15 protein-coding genes are annotated in these 20,659 nt (G+C 60.2%); 6 read left to right on the top strand and 9 right to left on the bottom strand.

What is annotated here, in order from left to right; genetic code table 11:
• Nucleotides 1–946 precede the first annotated feature (946 nt).
• The gene (locus SM755_RS20800; RefSeq protein WP_369335268.1) at nucleotides 947–1,948 is read left to right on the top strand and encodes a hypothetical protein; all 1,002 of its coding nucleotides are present in this window, start codon (nucleotides 947–949) and stop codon (nucleotides 1,946–1,948) included.
• 236 nt (nucleotides 1,949–2,184) lie between these two features.
• Here the strand turns inward: SM755_RS20800 and SM755_RS20795 are convergent, their stop codons facing one another.
• From SM755_RS20795 to SM755_RS20765, 7 genes are all read right to left on the bottom strand, one after another.
• Nucleotides 2,185–3,543 (bottom strand): PKD domain-containing protein, encoded by a 1,359-nt coding sequence (locus SM755_RS20795; protein WP_323174345.1) that lies wholly within the window; start codon nucleotides 3,541–3,543, stop codon nucleotides 2,185–2,187.
• A 12-nt stretch (nucleotides 3,544–3,555) separates the two neighbouring features.
• Nucleotides 3,556–5,298 (bottom strand): glycosyl hydrolase family 18 protein, encoded by a 1,743-nt coding sequence (locus tag SM755_RS20790; protein ID WP_323174344.1) that lies wholly within the window; start codon nucleotides 5,296–5,298, stop codon nucleotides 3,556–3,558.
• Between the two features lie 199 nt (nucleotides 5,299–5,497).
• On the bottom strand, nucleotides 5,498–7,306 hold the full coding sequence (locus SM755_RS20785; protein ID WP_323174343.1) for a glycosyl hydrolase family 18 protein: 1,809 nt from the start codon (nucleotides 7,304–7,306) through the stop codon (nucleotides 5,498–5,500).
• A 277-nt stretch (nucleotides 7,307–7,583) separates the two neighbouring features.
• Nucleotides 7,584–8,750 (bottom strand): sn-glycerol-3-phosphate ABC transporter ATP-binding protein UgpC, encoded by a 1,167-nt coding sequence (locus SM755_RS20780; RefSeq protein WP_323174342.1) that lies wholly within the window; start codon nucleotides 8,748–8,750, stop codon nucleotides 7,584–7,586.
• Between the two features lie 263 nt (nucleotides 8,751–9,013).
• Nucleotides 9,014–9,940, bottom strand: a complete 927-nt coding sequence (locus SM755_RS20775; RefSeq protein ID WP_323174341.1) for a carbohydrate ABC transporter permease — start codon at nucleotides 9,938–9,940, stop codon at nucleotides 9,014–9,016.
• Entirely contained in the window at nucleotides 9,937–10,923 is a 987-nt protein-coding gene (locus tag SM755_RS20770) for a sugar ABC transporter permease (RefSeq protein WP_323174340.1), read from the bottom strand. The genes SM755_RS20775 and SM755_RS20770 overlap by 4 nt, the downstream gene beginning before the upstream one ends.
• A gap of 52 nt (nucleotides 10,924–10,975) precedes the next feature.
• The gene (locus tag SM755_RS20765; protein WP_323174339.1) at nucleotides 10,976–12,256 is read right to left on the bottom strand and encodes an extracellular solute-binding protein; all 1,281 of its coding nucleotides are present in this window, start codon (nucleotides 12,254–12,256) and stop codon (nucleotides 10,976–10,978) included.
• A gap of 192 nt (nucleotides 12,257–12,448) precedes the next feature.
• Between SM755_RS20765 and dgoD the strand changes: the two genes are divergently transcribed.
• Nucleotides 12,449–13,600, top strand: a complete 1,152-nt coding sequence (gene dgoD, locus SM755_RS20760; protein WP_323174338.1) for a galactonate dehydratase — start codon at nucleotides 12,449–12,451, stop codon at nucleotides 13,598–13,600.
• Nucleotides 13,601–14,171: 571 nt separating this feature from the next.
• On the opposite strand, the gene SM755_RS20755 is transcribed toward dgoD, so the two are convergent.
• Together SM755_RS20755 and SM755_RS20750 are read right to left on the bottom strand one after the other, a co-directional pair.
• On the bottom strand, nucleotides 14,172–14,873 hold the full coding sequence (locus tag SM755_RS20755) for a PIG-L deacetylase family protein (RefSeq protein ID WP_006667852.1): 702 nt from the start codon (nucleotides 14,871–14,873) through the stop codon (nucleotides 14,172–14,174).
• 70 nt (nucleotides 14,874–14,943) lie between these two features.
• Nucleotides 14,944–15,681, bottom strand: a complete 738-nt coding sequence (locus tag SM755_RS20750) for an IclR family transcriptional regulator (protein WP_323174337.1) — start codon at nucleotides 15,679–15,681, stop codon at nucleotides 14,944–14,946.
• A gap of 94 nt (nucleotides 15,682–15,775) precedes the next feature.
• On the opposite strand from SM755_RS20750, the gene SM755_RS20745 reads away from it, so the two are divergent.
• From SM755_RS20745 to SM755_RS20730, 4 genes are all read left to right on the top strand, one after another.
• Nucleotides 15,776–17,017 carry an aminotransferase class V-fold PLP-dependent enzyme gene (locus SM755_RS20745; RefSeq protein WP_323174336.1) on the top strand — a complete coding sequence of 414 codons (1,242 nt, stop codon included), beginning with the start codon at nucleotides 15,776–15,778 and terminating at the stop codon, nucleotides 17,015–17,017.
• Nucleotides 17,018–17,080: 63 nt separating this feature from the next.
• Nucleotides 17,081–17,461 (top strand): RidA family protein, encoded by a 381-nt coding sequence (locus SM755_RS20740; RefSeq protein WP_323174335.1) that lies wholly within the window; start codon nucleotides 17,081–17,083, stop codon nucleotides 17,459–17,461.
• A complete protein-coding gene (locus tag SM755_RS20735; protein ID WP_323174334.1) occupies nucleotides 17,458–18,513 on the top strand; it encodes a glucose 1-dehydrogenase in 1,056 nt (351 codons plus the stop codon). Before SM755_RS20740 ends, SM755_RS20735 begins: the two co-directional genes overlap by 4 nt.
• 765 nt (nucleotides 18,514–19,278) lie before the next feature.
• Nucleotides 19,279–20,658, top strand: a complete 1,380-nt coding sequence (locus SM755_RS20730; protein ID WP_323174333.1) for a diaminobutyrate--2-oxoglutarate transaminase — start codon at nucleotides 19,279–19,281, stop codon at nucleotides 20,656–20,658.
• The last annotated feature ends 1 nt before the right edge of the window (nucleotide 20,659 follow it).

Below are 20,659 nucleotides of genomic sequence, written 5' to 3'. Positions count from 1 at the left end.
TAAGCCCGCCTGCGTATCGGCGAGTACTGGAGTGAGAGATCCTCTGGGAAATTCGATTCGCCGCCTCCACTCATATACTCAGACTAACTGCCCCACACAGCAGCGGCTGTGTGGGGCAGTTTGTATTTCATAATTGTCGGGTCCGCGAACGTACATCTTTATAGACGCGATTAAGAATATATCTATACAACGTTCCAAAAGTTTTCTATTGGTCGTTTCAACTAGCATTTGATAATTAGTTGAACGAGTGAATCACTTGTCAACGGCTTTCTCTAAACCCTCATATTTATAGAACTATGGGGACTGATCGGCAATATATGATATTTCATAACCTGAACTCAAATATTCATCTTATATATGGTGTTGTCTGATTAGTGTCAGTGTTGTTATTTAGACATATAATAAACAATCCTTCAGTTTACTTGGTATGATATCCGATAGTGCGCGAGTTCAAAAATTGTCTCGGACTACAGGACTCGGTCTATCTGGGTCCGAGAGATCCTATTGGGTGTAGTTCAGAGGAACGTTTCGACCTGGGAAATAATTCAACCATATAATAGAAGAACGGCAGTAGGGAGTGGAACAAAGGCGACTATGCTTACGGGTGTACAGCTGTAATCTATGACTGGGAACACTGAATGTTTCGAACTGAGAAACGCGGATACGAAACCAGGATTCTGAATGTGCAGGTGAGATATTCGTTGTTTTTGAGCAGACTGGAAATACATATTAAAATCGTTGTAGCAAGACGTACCAATGACTGTGTTATGGGAGGTGTCCGTTGCGGATGATTTGGGTTTTCGCAGCGATCTGTGAGTATCGCGTCGTGGTGTAAGTCCTTCCGAATACTGCTAAGCTGTGTGTCTGTGACGATTCGAGTGCATTAAGCGGCGATACATCGCGTATATCCAAAGAGTAACATACGACGAGTTATTTTGTGAGCTAGATGCGTGAACAAGGGACAAGCTACTTCGGTGTCCGTGATATCGAACACGTTGAGTCCGATCTCGACCGATTCCACGAACGCGGGTTAAACGCTGTATTGCACACTTTTAGCGAGCGTGATCGCGAGTATTATATGGAAACGATGGCCGACATAGTGTCGGCGAGTCACGCCCGAAATATGCGGGTATACGTCAATCCCTGGGCTGTTGGGCGTGTCTTCGGTGGTGAGGCACTCTCCGAGTTCATCGGACGACATCCGGAGAGTTGTCAGGTCCTTTCGACGGGTGAGCGGATCCCGGCGGCGTGTTTTAACGACGCGAGGTTTCGGACGTATATGCGCGAGTGGGCGACGGATGCGGCCGAGATCGGGGCCGATGTGCTCTTCTGGGATGAACCGCACTGGTACATTCCGGAATGGTTCGACGACGAACTTCCAGAAGGTGCCTGGACCTGTCGGTGTGAGACCTGCCAAGAATTGTATGAAGACGACTATGGTGAAGAAATGCCGGCGGTCAGGACGGACCGGATTGACGAGTTCCGTGAACGATCGTTACTGTCGTTTCTCGAGGAGATGATGAGTTACACGAGGGATCGTGGTTGCCAGAACGCGGTCTGTTTGTTACCGAGCAAGGATGCCGAACACGGTCTCAGTGACTGGGAGGACCTCGCGTCGTCCGAGTGCCTTGATATACTCGCTACTGACCCATACTGGGGTGTCCACGGGAAGGAGAGCGAGGCGTTCGTCTCGTCGTTCACCGGTACTGTCGTCTCGTTAGCAGCGGAGTACGACCTCGAGAGTCAGATCTGGATTCAGGGATTCCGCCTCCGTGGGGGCGAGAAGACAGTTCGGGAGGTGAGAGAAGCGACGCGGGCAGCGGTTGACGGTGGTGTAGATAGCGTCTTCATGTGGGGATACGACGGCTGTCGGTCGATTTCGAGCATTGCCTGTGCCGAACCGGAGGCAGTGTGGAACGCGTATCTCGATGAGTTACCGGTGGTGTAGTATGGTACGACTCCTCGTTATCAATATAAGTTCGAGTGTTCGAGTGTTCGAGTGTTCGAGAGTACTGAGTCACCGTCTGTATTGTCTCAGACGTTTTGTTCCGTGGAATCGGATATCAGACGGTACTATGCGGTGTTTCGCGGCCAAAATTCGTGGAGAGGCGTTCGTTGAGCCGTTTCCGTACGGCACTTCCGGACCGAGCTAGCTGGTGCTAGCCAAGAGAAGGGTATCGAGTGTCAGGTCGGCCCGTCCTCGAAGTCAGCGTAGATCTCCGAGAATTCTCCCTCGGGATCGTTGTAGAGTGCCCAGTAGGACAGGTGTCCCATACCCTGTTCGTCGGCGAAGGCGACGATATCGGCGGCAACATCGGTTGTAACCGAGTTCTCTGCGATGTCTGGCGTGTTTCCGAGCAGCGCCCAGCGTTCCGACTCGGATTTGTCCGGATACACGTCCCCGAGGAAGTCGACGGTGCCCTCACACGCGGAGAAGATCTTGTCGGTTGTCGTCGGGTTCATACCCATCGTCATGATGTTCACGTATGTGAGGTCGACGCCTTTCGTTGCGGCGTCTTCGACCCAGGTTCTGGCCTGGGCGTGGTCGGAGTTTGCAATTCCGTTTTCGGTAGCCGGGACCGTGTACCCGACCGTAACGTCCGGCCGCTCGGCCTGAAGCATCGCGAGCGCTTCGTTTCGCAGTTCGTAGATCGTTCGATCACGACGGTGGGCGTTCTCGTCGTCGATATCGAGGTGGGTCACGCCGAGGGTATCGAGGATCTCCGCGTAGGCATCCTTGAGTTCAGTTGCGCTCTCGGCGTCGCGGGCAACGACGCGGCCCTGCCAGCCGCCGATTGCGACGCCGACCTCGATACCTTCGTCCTGGAGCGTCTGGATTTCATCGAGATACGTCTCGAGCGGTTCGTCGTCACAGGGTGGCTGATTACAGCCGGTTAACCAGCCTGGCGTTACGTCGCCGTCGTCGGTTCCGTCGCCGACGAACGACAGGACGACCCGATTCGTATTCGCGTTCAACGTCTCGCCGACGATATCTTGCCAGGTACCCTGGTACGGGGCGAACCATCGGTCGGATGCTGGTGGTGCGGTGTCGCCAACGGACACAATCGTTCTGGCAGTATCGGTTTCGCCGTCGGCGTCGGTGACGGTTAGTTCAACGTCGTATCTGCCGCTCTCGCCATACGTGTGGGTGACAACCGAGCCTGTGGCTCCGGTTTCGTCGCCGAAATTCCAGTCGTAGGTGGCGATTTCGCCGGTAGAGTCGGTGCCGTCGAACTCGATTTCCTGCCCTGGTTCGGGGTTCGTCGTACTCGGGGTAATCGAGGCGCTCGGACCAGGGTCGGCAGGACCGATTTCGTTCCACGGGCCCCACTCACCGCCCTCGCCAGGCTCGTCGCCGCGGGTCCACCACTTTGCTTCCCAGACGACGCCATCGTGGCGTACCCGATCGCCCTCTGTATAGGCGGTTTCGGGATTCCACGCTGGATACTCCTGTGCGGAGACGGAAGTACCCAGTCCAGCGCCGGCGGCGAGTGCGGTCAGTGTCGATGCGTTCCGTAGTACGTCTCGTCGTGTTTGTTTCATTGATTTTGTCTCTCAGATCGTCTCGAGAATCGTATCCAGTAGCGATTCGTTCCAGTCCTGGGAGAGTTCCCAGAACATCACGCCCTGCATGCCGCGTTCCTTGGCGAACTCGACTTTTTCGGCGATCGACTGCTCGTCGTCGTAGCCGATGAGCGTTTCCTCGTCCTCGTTAACGAGGTACGGTACTGCGCCGGGATCGTGACGATACTTTTCCCAGCCGTCGGCTCCCTCGTAGTTGGTTTCGAGATCACCGAAGTCGAACGCGCCGGTCGGGTCTGCTCCATCCGCAAGCAGATGATGCCAGGTTCCTTCCGGCAGCGCATCGGGTCCGAACCCGATTCCGTCGTATGGCTCGGTGGCGTTGTTGAACCCGCGGCCGTAGAAGGGGAGTCCGAGGACGAGTTCATCGTACGCGGCGGGTTCGGCGGGCGGATACTCCCACTGGCCGGGCCAGTAGCCCTCCTCGCTGTGGGTGCCCGCCCAGAGTTCGTCGACGGCGTACTCGACGGAGTACTGGTCGTGGTGGTCCTCGCCGTAGTCGCTCGTCCCGAGGGGGTGGTCGTCGCCGTAGATCGGTGCGTTCAGTCCGGCCGTGTCGTGCCAGGAACCGGTGAAGTCGTAGGCCATGATCATCGCGTGGTCACAGACCTCGCCGATCTCGCCGTGTCGAAGGCCGCCGGCGTTCCAGTCGGAGCCGCCGTTGGCGACCGAGAGGTAGTAGTGTTGGCCGTCCTCGTCGCCTGCGGCGTCGAGTTCAGCTCGAAGGGCCTCGAGCAATCGGACGTGATTGTCGTAGTCGTCGGCGTTGCCACATTGACACTGCCCCTGTTCGGGGCCGGGGTGCTCCCAGTCGATGTCGATCCCGTCGAAGTTGTACTCGCGTAGCAACGCGACGCAGTTCTCGGCGAACGTCTGTCGGAGGTCCGGATCGGCGGCGACGACGTGGAAGTTGTCCGAGAGCGTCCAGCCGCCGACCGAGAGGTGGAGTCGACAGTCGATGTCGCCCGCCAGGTCCGCAAACGCCGCTAAGTTTTCCTCGTGTGACTGGCGGGGAATATCGAACTCGGTTTCGTCGTCTTCGGGCGGGAAGACGTTGCCCTCCTCGTCGAGTGCGATGAACGCGTACAGCACGTCTGTCACCTTCTCGAAGGGGATGTCGCTTGGATAGTAGTCCTGTTCGTCGTTCGCCTTCCAGCCGGGATAATAGCCGATGACTTTGAACTCATCGCCCGGGCCGTCGATCTCGTCTTCGACGGTGAGTTCGACGAGCGCCGTGTCGGTTTCCCCATCGGCATCGGTGACGGTGAGTTCGACGGTGTACTCACCCGACTCGTCGTACGTGTGGGTGACAACCTGGCCGGTTTCTTCGGTTCCATCGCCGAGATCCCAGTCGTAAGTAGCGATCTCACCGGTGGAGTCACTGCCGTCGAACTCGATGTCGTCGCCGACTTCGATGCGGGTCGCGCTCACGTTAATTCTGGCGTTCAACCCTGGTTCGGGTTCCTCACCGGGTTCGACCTGCTCCCAGGGTCCCCATTCCCCCGTTCCGGGTTCGTCGCCACGGGTCCACCAGTTCGCCTCCCAGATGGTACCATCGTGAACGACGCGGTCACCGTCCGTATAGACTGCGTCGGGATCCCAGGCTGGATAGTCCCCGTCCTGTGCCGCTACTGAACTCGCGGCCAGCCCGGCAAACAGGACTGGCGCTGTCGATGCGTTTCGTAAGATGTCGCGTCGCGATCGGTTTCGTTTCATGCGTGTGCAATCGTTTGGTTGTAATTGTGGGTTGACATCGATGTGTGTCCTTCCGTCTGTTCTACGCACTGTTGTCGTCCGTGTTGCGTCTGCACTGTGGTCTGCGTATGCGTGCTGAACTCGTTATGCGGTCACCGGTCCGTTGTGTCTTGTCCGTTGTCCGCCGTTGTCGGCATCGCGGTTTGGCCGTCGTTAGCCATCAGCCGTTGAGCGACTGCCAGAGCGTTCCGATGAGGGCTCCGTCGTACGTATCTCCACCGATTGCCCACAGCATCGTGCCGCCGTAGGGCGAGTCGCGGAGCCAGTCCATTTTTGCCGCCATCGACTGCTCGGTATCGTGGGAGATCATGAGCCGTTCGTCGGCATTGAAACTCCAGGCCGTGACCGCGTCCTCGTCGAAGTACGTCTCCCAGCCGGGCCCCTCGAGATCGACCGGATTACTCCCCTCGCGGCCGTCGCTTTCGAGGTCGAACCACTCCCAGACGCCCGCATAGCTGGTTCCCTGTGCCGGGTCCCAGCTCGGATAGGAACCCTCGCCGCTCGCATCTCGGCCGGTCCCCTCGTACGGCTGGAACAGGCCGTCGTCCTCGCCGGTCCCGATGTCGTCCGTGGGCGGCTGTACGTCCGTCCAGCTCCGTCCGTAGAACGGCACGGCCATATTGAGTTGGTCGGGGTCCCAGCCCTGATCTGCCCAGTACTGGAGCGCGTACTCGGCGTTCCAGACGTGTGCGTCCTCGAACGTGTCGTCCGAGTTCTCCATCAGCGGCGCGTGGTGGCCCGTCGTCTCGCTCCAGATACCCCGATAATCGAACGTCATCACCTGGATGAAATCGAGGATATCCGAGAGTTCGTCGTGCTCGAGGCCGTCGTTTCCGTCGGCGGTTCCCTCGACGATCTCGGGGTTTGCGCTCACGGCCGCGGTGAGTTCGTACGGCTCGTCCCTCTCCGGATCGTTTGTCGCGGCGGTATTGAGCTGATCGCGAACTTCCTGGCAGAGGAGCGTAAAGCGCTCCTGGTCGCCGTCGCGAACGACGTTGTCCATATCGCAGACGGGGTCGTCTCCCGTGCAGCCGCCGCCACCGGGGAACTCCCAGTCGATATCGATCCCGTCGAGGTTCGCCATCTCGACGAGATCGACGCAGTCGCTGGCGAAGCGCTCTCGGTTCGCCTGCGTCAACGCGGCGTCGGAGAAGTACTCCGAGTCGCCCCAGCCACCGATCGAGAGGACGAACTTCGTATCGTCCCGTTCGGCGGCATATTCCGCGAACGTCTTGCCGCGGTCCGGTCCTTGCCAGTCTTCTTCGGCGTAGAATACTTGTTGGCCGTGACTGTCGCCGACGAGTTCGACGGAGCCGTCTTCTTCCGGACGAGCGAAGGCGTACTGGACGTGCGTGACCTGCTCGAACGGGATATCTCCGGGGACGAAATCACGGTCGTACTGTGCCCACTGGCGGTAGTAGGCGACGACGCGTTTCTCGTCCGATGAGGGATGACCGGCAGTAATCTGGATCGACGTGCTGGCGGTTTCGCCGGCACCGCTTTCGACGGTTAACGTCACGTCGTACTCTCCTTCATCGAACGCGTGGGTAACGGTCTCGCCGGTTGCGGTCGTTCCGTCGCCAAAGTCCCATTCGTAGCTTTCGATGTCGCCCGTCGAATCGCTGGCGTCGAACTCGATCGTTTCGCCGGGGTCGGGGAACTGCGTGCTGACCGAGAGGCGGGCGACGACGCCGTCGTCGCCGCCATCGCCGTCGTCATCGTCGTGCTCTTCGATTTCCTCCCAGGGACCGAACTCGTTTGTACCGGGTTCGTCGCCCTGCGTCCACCACTGCGCTTCCCAGACGTAGCCGGCGTGGATAACGCGGTCGCCGTCAGTATAAATCGTCTCTGGATCCCAGGTGGGATAGTCCTGTTCCTGTGCTGCTGTCAGCGTGCTCGTCCCGAGTCCGGCAAGGACGGTCGAGAATGTCGTTGCGTTCCGTAGTACGTGTCGCCGTGTTCGTTTCATAGTTGCTAGCCCTCGCTGTTGGCGTCATCGCTGTCGATGGCTGCTCGTCTACAGCCACTCCAATACTACATTCCGGAGTATAAAATAGTATTGTAATATATAATATACGATATTGAACCAGTGAGAAACAGTATGAGACAATCCTCGCTACCCCTATTCTCTACGTGTGTTTCATCGAGGAGAACGCGGAACGCGATACCGAGTCGGGTCTGATTCTGTCTGCCTTGGAAGTGCTATCGTGGCACCAGTCTGCAGGGATTCGGGATGTCCGTGCTGTCTACACCGTCTCAGCGTGCCGACTCGCCTCGGAAACTCGCGTTGATTCGATCGGCTCGTCGCTGTGTTTGATCGCCGCCCCGGTCTCGGCATCGAACAGATGCAACTTCGCTTCCGGGATGTACAGCCAGACTGACTCCCCGTCCGTCAGCCCCAGATGACCGCCGGCCGTCACCGTGACTGATTCGCCGCCGACATCGAGATAGACGTTCGTCACGTCTCCCATCGGTTCCGTCACCGTGACGGTCGCCTCGACTAACCGCTCGGGCTCCGGGTGTGCGTCCGGCGTCGTCGTCAGCGACCCGTGTTCCGGTCTGATCCCCATGACGAGTTCAGTAGCGTCGAGATCGGCGACGACCGAGTCCGATAGCGAGAGCGAAAAGTTAGGATGTGAAAGCGCGCCCGCGTCGCGATCAGCCTCGACCGGCAGGAAGTTCATCGGCGGCGAGCCGAGGAACCCGGCGACGAACCGATTCGCCGGCCGGTGATAGCACTCGAGCGGCGTGCCGACTTGCTGGAGTTCACCGTCGTTGAGGACGACGATCCGATCGCCCATCGTCATCGCTTCCGTCTGGTCGTGCGTGACATACACCGTCGTTACGTCCAGATCGTGCTGTAACTGCTGGAGTTCCGTCCGCATCTGGGCGCGGAGCTTCGCGTCGAGGTTCGACAGCGGCTCGTCCATGAGAAACACCGACGGGTCGCGGACGATGGCACGGCCGAGCGCGACTCGCTGTTGCTGGCCGCCCGAGAGCGCTTTCGGTTTGTCGGCCAGCAACTCTTCGATCCCCATCATTTGTGCCGTCTCCTCGACCCGGTCTTCGATCTCGTCCTCTGAAAGGTCGGTCGACATCTTCAGTCCGAAGGCCATGTTCTTTCGGGCGGTCATATGCGGATACAGCGCGTAGTTCTGGAACACCATCGCGATATCTCGCTCCTTCGGTTTCTGGTCCGTCACGTCCTCCCCACCGAACTCGATCGTCCCGTCAGTTACGGTCTCGAGTCCGGCGATACAGCGCAACGTCGTCGATTTGCCACACCCGGAGGGACCGACGAAGACGACGAACTCGCCGTCGTCGATGGCGAGCGTGAGGTCGTCGACGGCTTCGATCGATCCGCTGGGTGAGTCGTACACTTTCGTGAGTTCATCTATGGTAACACGGCTCATTGTATGCGATTGTGTGGTGTCGGTATGTATAGTTATCTATCCATTCCACGGTCCCGCCGAGACGATGGCGACCGCGCCGCCGCTTCGAGTTCAGTTTCAGCGAGTAGTCGCAGGCGACCGGCGCCCCCGGACGAACTGGCTCGCCATCGCTGGTGCTGCACTCGAGTCCACTCATCATCGTGACGTTCAGATCGAACCATAATGATTGTTGTGGTCATAGTGCGTGGCTCACTGAACTCGTGTGGGTACGCGGAGTCGGTAGCTCACTGCTTAACACTGCCCTCCGTGAGACCTTCGACGATTGGTTTCTGGAACAGGATAAACAGGATCAGGATGGGTGCTGTCGCGACCGTCGATGCGGCCATCATTTCACCCCAGTACGCCGTCGTCTGCGTTTCGAAGCTCTGGATGCCGATTGCGAACGGGGTCACGTCGCCGCGAGCGAGTACCGAGGCAAACAGGACTTCGTTGAACGCGGTGAGGAAGACGAACATGCCGGTCGCGGCGATACCCGGTGCGGCCATCGGGAGGACGACTCGGACGAGCGCCTGAAACCGGGAACAGCCGTCGACTCGGGCAGCCTCCTCGATGGCGTTCGGGATGGAGTCGAAGAACCCTCGAAGCATCCAGATCGCGACGGGCACGGTAAACGTCGTGTAGACGAAGATGATCCCGTGATAGGTGTCGATCAGCGGGATCGCGAGCGTTTCCTGAATCCAGACGAACAGCAGGAACATCGGTAACAGGATGAGGATTCCGGGGATCATCTGCGTGCCGAGGAGTGCGCCGCCGACGCCGATCTTGCCGGGGAATCGGTAGCGTGAGAACGCATAGCCTCCCAGACAGCCGACGGCGAGTGCGAACACGGTCGTCACGCTCGCGATGATGAGGCTGTTGACGAAGTAATCGAACACCGGAAACCGGTCCCACATCGTCAGGTAGTTCTCGTATTCGAGGAGCGTCAGGAGAACGCTCGGGTCCTGGATGGCATCTGCTGCTTCGTCGAGGGTGAACGGGAGGATGGATGGCTCCGAAGCCGTAATTTCGGCTCGTGTTCGGAAACTCGAGAGGATCATCCAGTAGATCGGAAACAGGGCATAGAGGAGGAGACAGCCGAGAACGCCCTTCGAGAGGAGATTGAACAGCGTCTCTCGCCCCGAATCGTTGAGACGGAGTTCGTCGGGAATCATCGGTCGCCCTCCGTGAAGTCCTGATCGAAGAGATACTTGTAGTAGAGCATCGCCATCGCCATCGCGATCGCAAAGAGGACGACGCTCATCGCGGCCCCGCGGCCGAACTGGTAGTTCGAGAACGCGAAGTTGTAGATGTACAGGATCGACACCTGTCCGGACTGGGGCGGCTGTGCGCCGAGCAGGATGTACGGCGAGGTGAAGTTGATCATTGTCCACAGCATCATCAATAGGACGACGACCGCGGATACCGGCTTCAACTGCGGGAACGTGATGTATCGGAACTGTTCCCATCGACCCGCACCGTCGATCGATGCGGCTTCGTATAGCTGCTCGGGAATCGACTGGAGCCCGGCGTAGAGCATGATCATGACGAGCGGGAACTGCGTCCAGGAGTGGACGAGGATGAGCGTCCAGATCGTGTTGTCACCGATCAGCCAGTAGATCGGTTCCGAAATCACGCCCAGCGACAGCAACAGCGAATTGATGATCCCGCTCTGTTGCTGGAACATCATTCGCCAGATGAGGAGCGTGACGACGGACGGCGCGACCCACGGTAGCAACAGGAGCGTTCGAGCCGCGAACCGCCCCTTGAACCGCTGGTTGAGCAGCAGTGCGGCCGTTAGCCCCAGCACATACGTCAACAGCAGGGTCCCCACTGAGAAGATGACCGTCTGGCGCAGCGAGTACCAGAACCGCTCTCCGACGACGGTGCGCGGGTCGAGCACGAATCGATAGTTCTCCAACCAGACGAAGGGGGCTTCGTACCACTGGGAAACGTAGCCCGAGTCGACGCCGAGAACGCTGATCAGGACACCCCAGACGATCGGGATGAAGTGAATCAGCAGCATCATCAGCAGCCCCGGCAGCAACAGCTTGTACGCGTACTGCTGCTCGTCCGATAGCCGATTGTACAGCGGGAGATAGCGCCCGATTTCGATCTCGGCGACGCTGCTCCGGACCCGACTACTCGTCCGTGTCATAGCGACGTACAGGTGAGCCGTTCATTACTCTAGTTCGATCGTTCATGCTGTTTTATTCTAACGTTTGTTCGGCCACGGAGGCAGCCCGTTCGAGCGCCGCTTCGACGTCACCGGCCGCTAGCTCGCCCGTAACGGCACTCTGTAGCACCTCGAAGACCGTGCTGTTGAGTTCGCTTTCGATCTCGCCCCAGCCGAGGACCTGCGGATACGTTCGGGCGTGGGGGAACACCTCCTCGTCGAAGGTCCGATAGAGTTCATTGTCGAAGTAGTCGGTCTCCAGTCCGTCGGGATTCGTAGGCAGGAACCCGACCGTGTTCGAGACGGCGGCGTTTGGCTCCGCTTGCAGGAGATAGTCGATCCACTGCGCGGCGGCCTCGGGTTCGTCGGTCCACGGGTGAATCCCGAGCAATTCCATCCCGAAGAACGTTCCCTGATCGCCGTCGGGGCCTGCAGGCGGAGCCGCGACCGACAGGTCGTCGAGCGCGTTGCCGTCCGCCTCCTCGTAGGCGGAGACCGTTCCGAGCGCGCCCCACGTACTGGCCATCTGCCCACCGGTAAACGCGCCCTGAATGTCGGCCGCTCCCCACTCGATGGTTTCAGACGGCAAGACGTCGTACTCGGCGTACAGGTCCGCGTAGAACTCGAGAGCTTCGACCCCGCTGTCGTCGTGAAACGCCGGGGCGCCGTTGTCGTCGGTGAGCAACTGCCCGCCGTTTTGCCAGAGGAACATCGCGAAGTTCCGAATCGGCTCGAAATCCGCACCCATGATGGCGAAGTAGTTGTTCTCCGCGTCGTACGCCTGTGCCTGCTCGAGTAGGCCGTCCCAGTCCGACGGCGTCCCCTCGACCCCGCCGGCGTCGATCCGTTCGTCGACCTGCTGGTACGCTCGCGGGCCCCAGAACCACGGAATGCCGACGAGCGTATCCTGGAACGTCGCCACATCCAATGCGCCGTCCGTGAACAGATCCGTCGACGGTAGTTCGTCGGCGACGCTGCCGGAGTCCAGATCCATCCATCCGCCCGCGTCGTACTGCTCCGGAATCCACGTCGAGGCGATTTCGTGGACGTCCGGTCCACTTCGGCTCATAATATCGCTGAGCATCGTCTCCTGCGCTTCTCCCCAGCCGACGAACTCGTACTCGACTTCGATTCCGGTCTCGTCCTCGAACTGTGCGGTGTGCTCCTCGAAAAATTCCTCTAAGCCCGGTGCATCCATATACCGGGTCTCGAGTGTCGTCCCACCGCTATTGGTGCCACCGAGACACCCTGCAACGCCGAACGCGGTCGCTACACCTGTCGTCGCCAGTATCTTCCGACGGGTATGGTTTCTCATAGCTAGACCTCGACTCCGTATTATGATACATTATACATAATTGTTTCCCTCGGCTGAACGCTCTCCGCTTGGCTGCGGATCCGATCTCTCTGTCCGTCGGTCACCGAACCCAGTCACTGATGGACACCGCTGAACACCACGGTAGCCGCTGCTATCGCGTAGCTATTTGGTGGTCCATCTACTTGTGCCACTATGGAAATCACCGGGTACGAACTGTTCGAAGTCCCCCCGCGTTGGCTCTTTCTGAAACTCGAGACGGATACCGGGCTCGTCGGCTGGGGAGAGCCGATCGTTGAAGGGCGAGCCCAGACCGTTCGCACCGCCGTCGAGGAAATTCTGACGAGCTACCTACTCGGCAAGGATCCCCACAACATCGAGGACCACTGGCAGGCGATGTATCGCGGGTGTTTCTACAGAGGCGGCCCCGTGTTGATGAGTGCAATTGCCGGGATCGATCAAGCCCTCTGGGATATCAAGGGCAAGCACTTCGATATCCCGGTCTACGAACTGCTCGGCGGGCGAACTCGTGATCGCATTCGCGTCTACCAGTGGATCGGCGGCGACCGCGTCAGCGAAATCGGGACGGAAGCGAAACAGCTGTTAGAAGCCGGCTATACCGCATTGAAGATGGATGCGTCGAACCAGCTACGCCACCTCGAACCGCCGCGCGCAATCACCGACATCGTCGACCGCGTTCGACACGTTCGCAGCGTCGTCGGCGACGAAATGGACATCGTCGTCGATTTCCGCGGCCGCATCTCCAAGTCACTCGCAAAGCGCGTTATCACCGCCCTCGAACCGTTCAACCCGTTATTCGTCGAAGAACCGGTCCTCCCCGAAAACCTCGAATACATTCCTGAACTCGCGGGCCGAACCGATGTCCCATTGGCAACCGGCGAACGTCTCTACTCCCGCTGGGACTTCAAACCCCTCTTCAAACGGGGTGGTATCGACGTTATCCAACCCGACGTTTCACACGCCGGCGGCATCTCCGAACTCGTCCGTCTCGCCGCCATGGCCGAAACCCACGATATCGCCGTCGCGCCGAACTGTCCGCTCGGTCCGATCGCACTCGCGGCCTCGCTCCAGGTGAGCACGTACATTCCCAACCTGTTGATTCAAGATCACGGCTTCGATATCTATCCGGCACCGAAGAGCGCAGCGGATCACTACCTCCACGACGCCTCCGTCTTCGAGTTCACCGACGGCTATCTGTCCCCGCTTGACGGGCCGGGACTTGGGGTCGACATCGACGAGTCGGCGGTCCGGAACCGGTCCCGGCAGGATCTCGACTGGTCGAATCCGATCTGGCGGCACGAGGACGGCAGTATCGCTGAGTGGTAACGCTCGCCGACGCCGCAGACCAGTGCTGAACCCCGGCGGTTTTCGACAGTCGAAACACTCGCGTTCGAGGGGCGGAGCACCAGTGCCGCGACGACGGTGAACTCGAGCGGTAGTGCCGGCAGCCTCCGCGCCGTGTCTCCGGGGTTGTGTTCGCGATCCGGTGTTTCGCTGGCCGAAACAAAAGTGGGAAAAATAGCGTCTTGGGTGGATATGTCTCACAAGGAATTACAAACATACAATTGTAATCTACTGGCGTCGCTGCACTAAATTTCGCTCACCGAAACAATCGGGCACGTCGAGCCTGCCAAGTAGCCGTTCCGGCTCGACGTAATGGCTCGTTCCGACAACAGTGGGCTTGATTCGCCACTATTCCGGTGACAGAGGTCGGCTTCTCGGCTCAGTTATCGTTTCGACAGCGGCGAAAAAGGAACCGATGGCTCGATCATCGTCCCGTCGCTTTTGCGTTCTCTCCCTCTCTCGAGTTACCGGCGTTCGGTCGCCAGTCTTTCGTCGGCTTGTCGCGCTCGTCTCCGCTGTGGTCTTTCACTCGTTCACTGTCACGGGACCGAGTTCAGCCGAGGAACGCGTCGGCCCGGTCGTGAAGCGGAACGTAGCCCTCCGCGCTGGCGACGCCGGTTCGTTTGCCGCGGGTGGCGTCTTCCGCGGCGACGCCGTCGATGAGGTTGTCGAACTCGGCGTCGATCCCGCCGTGTTCTTCGAGGAAGGCCACCTGTGATTCGTGTTCGCCGATGGCGGCGGCTTTCCGGTCTTCGTAGCCCGAAATATCGATGTGGACGGTCGGTTCGAACGAGGAGGTCGGTTTGCCGAAGAAGTACACGTTGTCCGGGTCACACGGTTCGAAGTCGCTTTCGACGAGCGGGAGCGACGCCATGTAGTAGGCGTCGGTCACGAGGCGGGCGGTGATCCGGTGATCCGGATGCATATCGTCTCGGTAGTGCGTGAGGATCAGGTCCGGGTCGGCGGCGCGGATGGTTTCGACGATGGAGAGACGATTTTCGAGCGAGTACTCGATGCGGCCGTCGGGGAAGCCGAGGAACGTTACGTCGCTCGCGCCGAGGTGCTCGCCCGATCGACGCGCCTCCGCTTCACGCGTCGCCGCGATGTCCGCTTCCGTCGTCTCGAAGCCGCCGTACTCGCCTTTGGTCATGTGGGCGATAGTGACCGAATCGCCGCGGTCGGCGTGCTTTGCGAGTGTGCCGCCGCAGAAGATATCCGCGTCGTCGGGATGGGCAACGATTGCTAATAACTTCATGTGCACCCGCCATGTTGACAGTAATCCGTGTTAATTGTTACTCCCGGCCGGTCTGCGGTCGCCGGTGCGGTTATTCGAGCGCATCGGTCAACAGTCGACTCGCGCTGAGAAGCAGGCCGGGAATGTTCTCCTCGAAGCGTTTTCCGGAGAGTTCGTCGGCCCGTCCGGAGACGTAGACGGCGCCGGTCAGCGAGTCGGTTTCGACGCTGACGGCGACGCTGTTGACCGCGGCAAACTGTTCCTGTCGATCGAGGGAGAAGCCGCGTTCGCGGATGCGATCGAGTTCAGACTGCAGTTCTTCGCCGTCGGTAATCGTGTGGGGGGTCAGGGCCGGCAGCTCGGACTCGAGACGCTCGTCCGGGAGCGCCGCGAGGATAGCTTTCCCGGCCGCACTGCAGTGGAGGTGACGGGTGTTGTACGCCGGGAACGTTCCGCTTGCGTACTGATCGGCGCAGTAGACGTCGACCGCGACGCCGTTCTGTTCGACGACGAATCCTGCGACTTCGTTTGCCATCGCCGCGAGTTCGTCGACCGGTTCGCGCGCCGTGTCGACGAGATCGGTACCCCACTGCACTCGTCTCGCACAGTCGAGAAATCGGATCGAAGGCTCGTACTGGCGACCGACTTTGGTGACGTAGCCCAGGTTCGCGAGCGTGCTCACGTGTTTGTGGACGGTGCTCTTCGTCATCGCCGTCTGCGAGGCGATTTCCGTGACGCCAACCGGTTCGGGGGTGTCGATGAGAACGTTCAGCACCGACAGTGAGCGAGCCGTCGCATCGATGGTCTCTCCGTGGCCGTCCGCGTTCATACACCGTGTATTCCGGCGGGATGTCATTAGTGTTTCCCGCACCGAAACACCGTTGAAACCGAACTTTTTTATCTCACATCTCCGCACTGTCGGTATGGACCGAGCTGTGAAAGACGACTCTATCTACGACGAGTTCGGCGTCCCCGCGGTAATCAACGCGACCGGGACGAAGACGCGTATCGGGGGGAGTCGCATTCGAACCGACGCGCTCGACGCGATGGCGCGCGCCGGCGAGTCGTTCGTCAGACTGTCCGACTTGCAGGCCGCGGCCAGCAGACGGATCGCTGCCGCGACCGGGGCGGAGGCGGGCTACGTGACCAGCGGCGCTGCCGCTGGGCTCCTCTTGAGCGCTGCCGCCGCGCTCGCGGGGTGCAACGTCGACCGGATGGAGCGACTCCCCGAGACGGATGGCATCCCCGATGAAATCGTCATGCCGCGAACCCACCGCACCGGGTACGATCACGCGTTTCGCGCCGCGGGGGCGACGATCGTCGACGTGGGGACGAACGACCGCACCCTCGGAACCGGGTCGACGAACGTCGAGCCCTGGGAAATCGAGGCCGCGATCGGCGAGGATACGGCCGCGGTCGGCTACGTCCAGAAACCGTTCACCGAGCCGCCACTCGAGGCCGTTACGGCGGTCGCACACGAACACGACGTGCCCGTCATCGTCGACGCCGCAGCCGAGTTACCGCCCGCGGAGAACCTGTCGCGATTCACGGATGCCGGTGCTGATCTCGTCGTCTTCAGCGGCGGCAAGGCGATACGCGGCCCGCAGACGACCGGTATCGTCGCCGGTCGCGAGGACCTCATCGAGTCTATCGCACTGCAACACCTCGACATGCACGCCGCCGACGCCGTCTGGGACCCGCCGGCCGAACTCATCGACACCGACCGACTCGAGGGCGTCCCGCGACAGGGAATCGGACGCTCGCTGAAAGTCGGGAAAGAAGAACTCGTCGGCCTCCTCGTCGCGCTCGACTCGTTCCGCGACACCGACCGCGCGGCCCAGTCGGAGGCCTGGCACCGGACGGCGACCCGTATCGCCGAGTCGCTCGCCGATAGTTCGGGACTCGACGCGACCGTCACCGCAGACACCGACGTCTCGGTCGCCCCGACGGTCGTCGTCCAGGTCGATCCGACCGACGCGGCTTGCTCCGCGACCGAACTCGTCCGCTCGCTTCGTGCCGAGAACCCTCGCGTGTTCGTCGGGGCTGATCGGCTCGACGAGGATATCGTGACGATCAATCCCATGTGCCTCGACGACGACGAGGTGCCGTACGTTCTCGAGCGAATTCGGGCGCATATGGGCGCAGAATCGGGATCCCATCCATAGACGATAGATGACATATGTGTACCGAAACCTACATCACCCTCGCTGGAGACTGATCGAATGGCTATGAAAGAGGTATCTACAGCCAGTGCACCGGCCAGTATCGGCCCGTTTTCACAGGGCGTAATCGACGACGGAACGGTTTACGTCTCGGGCCAGGGACCGATTGACCCCGAGACGGACGAGATCGTCGGCGAGAGTATCGAGGCCCAGACGCGACGGACGATGGAAAACATCGATGCCGTCCTGACGGCGGCGAACAGTTCGCTCGACGACATCGTGAAATCGACGGTCTTCGTCAGGGACATGGACGATTACGAGGCGATCAACGAGGTGTACGAAACGTACCTGAGCGATCCTTATCCCGCACGCAGCGCCGTCGAGGTCGCGGCACTCCCCGTCGACATCGGCGTCGAAATCGAAGTCGTTGCACGGGTGAGCCGATGAACGCGATCGCCGTCGAGCGCGGCGAGACCGAGCCGTCGCTGCTCGACGTTCCCGAACCGACGCCTGCCGACGGTGAAGTGCTGCTTCGAACGCTTCGGGTCGGCATCGACGGCACCGATTTCGAGGTGCTTGACGGAAACCACGGCGGCTTTCCCGCGGGAGACGAGTACCAGATACTCGGTCACGAAGCCGTCTGTGCCGTCGCCGATCCGAACGGAACGGATTTGACGGAAGGTGAACTCGTCGTTCCGACCGTGAGACGGCCGGCCGAGGGCTCCCACGAGTTCTTCGAGCGGGGCGAACCGGATATGGCTCCGCCGGGGACCTACCGCGAGCGCGGTATCGAGGGCGCACATGGGTTCATGGCGGAGTTCGTGACGACGCCGGCCGAGTTTCTGGTTCCGATTCCCGACGCGTTCGCCGAGACGGGCGTGTTGATCGAACCGATGAGCAATACGGTCAAGGCGCTCGAACTCGCGTTCGCGTCGCGGTCGCTGTTCGAGTGGGACCCAGAGCGGGCGCTCGTTCTCGGAAACGGCCCGCTAGGGCTGCTCACGCTTGCGATGTTGCAACCGACGGTCGAGCGATCGTACTGTCTGGGGCGGCGCGATCGGCCCGATCCGACGATCGATATCATCGAGGAGTTCGGTGCGACGTACGTCGATTCGCGAACGACGCCGGTTTCGGAGATCGCGGACGTCCACGAACCGATGGATCTCGTTTACGAGGCGACCGGCCACGCTAAGCACGCCTACGACACGATCGACGTCCTGGCACCGAACGGCGTCGGCGTCTTGCTCGGGATTCCGAGCGAGTGGACGTTCGATATCGACGGCGGGCGTCTCCACCGGGAGCTGGTACTCGGTAACAAGGCGCTGCTCGGCAGTGTGAACTCGCACATCCGTCATTTCGAGTCTGCGAAGGAATCGCTCGAAACGCTTCCCGACTGGTTCCTCGACCGGATCATCACCGATGTGTACTCGCCGACTGAACTCGAGGATGCGTTCGACGATTCCACCGACTGTATTAAGCAAGTGATCGATTTCACCTGAGTGCACGCGGAGTCATCGACCTTACGCCCTCTGCCGTATGCAGGCTCCTGAAACCATCCGCCAAGGTGGCTTGATGAGACGATACCAGGGGCCGACGCAGTCGGGCGCGGCAGGTTGCTTCCCCCTCCGCACAGTCGTGCCGTGACCGCGCTCGGTGAACTCGTTGGACTCGCAGTTTACCGTAACTGCAAAGATGGTGGTTGCGTTCGTTGCTGCCCCGAACGTCACTCTCCACTCACATGATGATATTTACAGATCGACTTTTTATTAGACATCTGATGTTACGTCGCTCTTCAGCATCAATCGTGCTGCTTCTATGAATATCCATCTGAGAACCATATACTACTTACTAGTATTGATTGAGTAGTCTTTCTATCTAATTCGTTCTCTGCCACACCGGTTTCCTCTTCCAACCATCGTCGGTATAAGACAATGAACTCGTCTTTATTTCCATCCACCTGGAACAGAGACCGACATTGGACCGGGGCTGCTCCACAATGAGAATCGGTATCTCCTGCGTAAATTATCGATAGATGGGTTTATTCTCACCGAAAAGAATTGTATTTACTACGCATATCTACCGGCCGCTAGGCCGGTTTGAGTGAACTCGTTCCATCAAGAATCTTATTTGAATTGTCTTTTAGGCTGGGCTAAAACCGGTGCCTTTACAATGTTTTAGGTTGGCCTAAAGAACTGTATGCGAGAACGGTTGCACCGATATTGTCGTTGTACGCCATCGAACGCCGATTCTGGCGGTGATGTGTTGTGAGCTATCTATCCGCCGGAAACGAGAAGATCCTATCCCAACAGACGGCACGCGAGTCGAGTGCGCGAACGTACCCGCGCCATCTTCCGTTCGCCATCCGCGAAGCTCAGGGCGTGACGGTAACGGATATGGACGGCAACGAGTTCTATGATTGCCTCGCGGGCGCGGGGACACTTGCGCTTGGACACAACCATCCCAGGGTTCGCGAGGCGATGGAGCGCGTTCTCGAGGCGGATCGGCCGCTTCACACGCTCGACATTTCGACGCCGGCAAAAGAGCGGTTCGTGGATTCGCTCTTTGAGAGTCTCCCCTCGGAGTTCGCCCGTTCTGCCCGCGTACAGTTCTGTAGTCCTGCCGGAACGGACGCCGTCGAGGCGGCCCTGAAGTTGGTCAAGACGGCGACGGGGAACCGAAGCGTCCTCGGATTCCAGGGTGCCTACCACGGAATGACGAGCGGGGCGCTCAGTCTGATGGGCGATACGGCCGCCAAGGAGCCGGTTTCGGGCACGGTCAGCGAGGTTCACCACCTGCCGTATCCGTCCGACTACCGCTGTCCGTTCGGAATCGGCGGCGAGGAGGGTCACCGAACCGCCAGCCGGTACGTCGAGCATCTCCTCACCGACCCCGAAAGCGGGATCACGGATCCGGCCGGCATGATACTCGAGCCGGTCCAGGGTGAGGGCGGTGCCGTGCCCGCGCCCGCAGAATGGCTGCAAGACATTCGCCGAATCACGCGGGAGCACGACGTGCCGTTAATCGTCGACGAGATCCAGGCGGGACTCGGTCGCACGGGCGAACTCTACGCGTTCGAACACGCCGATATCGTCCCCGATGTCGTGACGCTCTCGAAGGCGATCGGCGGCGGGCTCCCGCTCGCCGTCGTCGTCTACGACGAGTCCCTCGACGCCTGGGAGCCGGGGGCCCACGCCGGCACCTTCCGCGGGAATCAGCTCGCGATGGCGGCCGGTGAGGCGACGATCGACTATATCCTCGAGAACGATCTTGACGACCACGTGGCCGATGTCGGATCGCGCCTGCGCGATCACCTCGAGTCCACCGCCGAACGGTTCGACGCGATCGGCGACGTCCGCGGCCGCGGGCTGATGCTCGGCGTCGAGTTCGTCGACGAGCGTGCCGACTGGCAGGGTGCGGGTCCGGCCGCGCCGGACGGAGACCTCGCCGAAGCCGTCCAGGCGGCGTGTTTCGATCGCGGGCTGGTGATCGAACTCGGCGGCCGGGAGAGTGCGACGGCGCGATTCCTCCCGCCGTTGATCGTCTCGGCCTCGCAGGTAGACGACATCGCAGCGCGCTTCGACGAAGCCGTCGCGGCGGCCGTCGACGACTCGGCCGCGCAACGAGCGGGGGCCGCATCCACATGAA

Source organism: Natrialba sp. PRR66 (assembly GCF_034808065.1).
GTDB lineage: Archaea > Halobacteriota > Halobacteria > Halobacteriales > Natrialbaceae > Natrialba > Natrialba aegyptia.
Note: the sequence above shows the minus strand (reverse complement) of the source record. Positions and strands in the feature narration are given on the sequence as shown.

What these genes read in the sequence shown, in the direction of transcription:
- SM755_RS20800 (WP_369335268.1), top strand. Translation starts at nt 947, where the DNA reads ATGCGTGAACAAGGGACAAGCTACTTCGGTGTCCGTGATATCGAACAC.
- SM755_RS20795 (WP_323174345.1), bottom strand. Translation starts at nt 3,543, where the DNA reads ATGAAACAAACACGACGAGACGTACTACGGAACGCATCGACACTGACC.
- SM755_RS20790 (WP_323174344.1), bottom strand. Translation starts at nt 5,298, where the DNA reads ATGAAACGAAACCGATCGCGACGCGACATCTTACGAAACGCATCGACA.
- SM755_RS20785 (WP_323174343.1), bottom strand. Translation starts at nt 7,306, where the DNA reads ATGAAACGAACACGGCGACACGTACTACGGAACGCAACGACATTCTCG.
- SM755_RS20780 (WP_323174342.1), bottom strand. Translation starts at nt 8,750, where the DNA reads ATGAGCCGTGTTACCATAGATGAACTCACGAAAGTGTACGACTCACCC.
- SM755_RS20775 (WP_323174341.1), bottom strand. Translation starts at nt 9,940, where the DNA reads ATGATTCCCGACGAACTCCGTCTCAACGATTCGGGGCGAGAGACGCTG.
- SM755_RS20770 (WP_323174340.1), bottom strand. Translation starts at nt 10,923, where the DNA reads ATGACACGGACGAGTAGTCGGGTCCGGAGCAGCGTCGCCGAGATCGAA.
- SM755_RS20765 (WP_323174339.1), bottom strand. Translation starts at nt 12,256, where the DNA reads ATGAGAAACCATACCCGTCGGAAGATACTGGCGACGACAGGTGTAGCG.
- dgoD (WP_323174338.1), top strand. Translation starts at nt 12,449, where the DNA reads ATGGAAATCACCGGGTACGAACTGTTCGAAGTCCCCCCGCGTTGGCTC.
- SM755_RS20755 (WP_006667852.1), bottom strand. Translation starts at nt 14,873, where the DNA reads ATGAAGTTATTAGCAATCGTTGCCCATCCCGACGACGCGGATATCTTC.
- SM755_RS20750 (WP_323174337.1), bottom strand. Translation starts at nt 15,681, where the DNA reads ATGAACGCGGACGGCCACGGAGAGACCATCGATGCGACGGCTCGCTCA.
- SM755_RS20745 (WP_323174336.1), top strand. Translation starts at nt 15,776, where the DNA reads ATGGACCGAGCTGTGAAAGACGACTCTATCTACGACGAGTTCGGCGTC.
- SM755_RS20740 (WP_323174335.1), top strand. Translation starts at nt 17,081, where the DNA reads ATGAAAGAGGTATCTACAGCCAGTGCACCGGCCAGTATCGGCCCGTTT.
- SM755_RS20735 (WP_323174334.1), top strand. Translation starts at nt 17,458, where the DNA reads ATGAACGCGATCGCCGTCGAGCGCGGCGAGACCGAGCCGTCGCTGCTC.